This window comes from Stenotrophomonas sp. Sm10 (genome assembly GCF_030985515.1).
Classification (GTDB): domain Bacteria; phylum Pseudomonadota; class Gammaproteobacteria; order Xanthomonadales; family Xanthomonadaceae; genus Stenotrophomonas; species Stenotrophomonas hibiscicola.
Window position 1 is genome coordinate 1 of the sequence record NZ_JAPTFO010000196.1, and the last position, 1,424, is coordinate 1,424.

Below are 1,424 nucleotides of genomic sequence, written 5' to 3' on the forward strand. Positions count from 1 at the left end.
GAGAAGATGGGGGGATATCCCCCTCCCCCTCGGAGCTCCCGAACTTCACACCGTCACTGTACATATTTTCTCGCGAGCGAGAAAGACAAAAAGGAGTAAATAGGATTGAATGAAACCACTTTAACTAGAAAATGCTCCAAGTGTCATGAGACTAAAGAATTATCTAGTGAAAACTTTTATAGGAAGCATTCGGACAAGAAAGGTTTCTCAAAAGTTTGTAAGCTATGTAATAAAAAGAAAGACGCAGAGCGTTACCAAAAGAAAAAAGACAAGATATTGACCCAAAAGAAACGATACTATAGACGGCAGAAAGAGCGTCAAAATGAAAAAAGCAGTTTACTCGAAGGAGGTGAAAAGTAATGGAAGATATGTTTCCTAGTCTACTCCAGAAAATTAAGGCAGAATTTGAAAAAGCTAGGCTTGATAGTGAGATTCTGGAAGAGTTACTAGAAAAGTTAGAAGAGAATAAAGCTAATTATCTGGACGCCAATCAATATGCTATAGAAATTGGTGAAATACTCTCAAAGGTTTTAGGAACTTACTTAAGTAATGAAAGCCTACCAGATGGCAAGATGTACTATAATATCGCTAAACGATTGCTGGAAGATGTTTTAGGTCGAAACTATGACCTTGTAAGTGATTATACTGAAAAAGTTCAAGAAGATTTAAACCTTAGGGCTAATCTTCGCATTCCTGCTCAAGTTCCTGAGTTGAATCAAGATAGGATTGATGGCTTAGTCAATCGTTTAGCTAGTGAAGATGATTTTGGGGCTGTAAAATGGTTGGTGGGTGAAACAATCGTTAATTTTACCCAAAGTATTGTAGATGATACGATTCAAAAAAACGTGGTATTTCAGTATAAAGCAGGACTTAGCCCTAAAATCACTAGACGAACGGCTGGAAAGTGTTGTAAGTGGTGCCAAGAACTGGAGGGCAGTTATAAATATCCTTCCGTTCCCCATGATATTTACAGACGGCATAGTAATTGTAGATGTACCGTTGAATATTATCCGCAAGATGGGAGACGGCAGAACGTACATACCAGAAAATGGAGTAATATCAATCAAGAAGATGTGGAGCGTCGAAAACAGATAGGTATAGAGTCTGCTGAAGAGCGTAAAAGAAAACGAGATGAAAGAATTGCTAAGTTTGGGAATCCTAGAAGAAGATTAAGCTAGGCATAAGTTACAGGAGTAGAAAGGTTGTCGTTAAAAATGGAGCTGGATAAGTTAAAAACGATGATGAACGTCAGAAAGCGGATGACTTACTTTCTGAGATTCCAGAGGATGGCAGGAAGTGAAAACCAAGTTACAATAGATGAAGAGGCTTGGGAACTTGTCTTACCTGATCAGTGGAATTTGACTAGTAAGCATGAAAAGGCAATCAGAGAGAGTCTAGAAACATTTGTCCATGATATCAATAAG

General features: G+C 38.2%; 3 protein-coding genes. All 3 read left to right on the plus strand.

Annotated features, from left to right (window positions below; genetic code table 11):
• Nucleotides 1–105: 105 nt before the first annotated feature.
• Complete coding sequence (locus O0J15_RS21055; RefSeq protein WP_308306280.1) at nucleotides 106–360, plus strand: hypothetical protein; 255 nt, start codon at nucleotides 106–108, stop codon at nucleotides 358–360.
• A complete protein-coding gene (locus O0J15_RS21060) occupies nucleotides 360–1,178 on the plus strand; it encodes a hypothetical protein (protein WP_308306281.1) in 819 nt (272 codons plus the stop codon). Before O0J15_RS21055 ends, O0J15_RS21060 begins: the two co-directional genes overlap by 1 nt.
• Before the next feature lie 36 nt (nucleotides 1,179–1,214).
• A partial coding sequence (locus O0J15_RS21065) for a hypothetical protein (RefSeq protein WP_308306282.1) occupies nucleotides 1,215–1,424 on the plus strand: 210 nt, incomplete at its 3' end.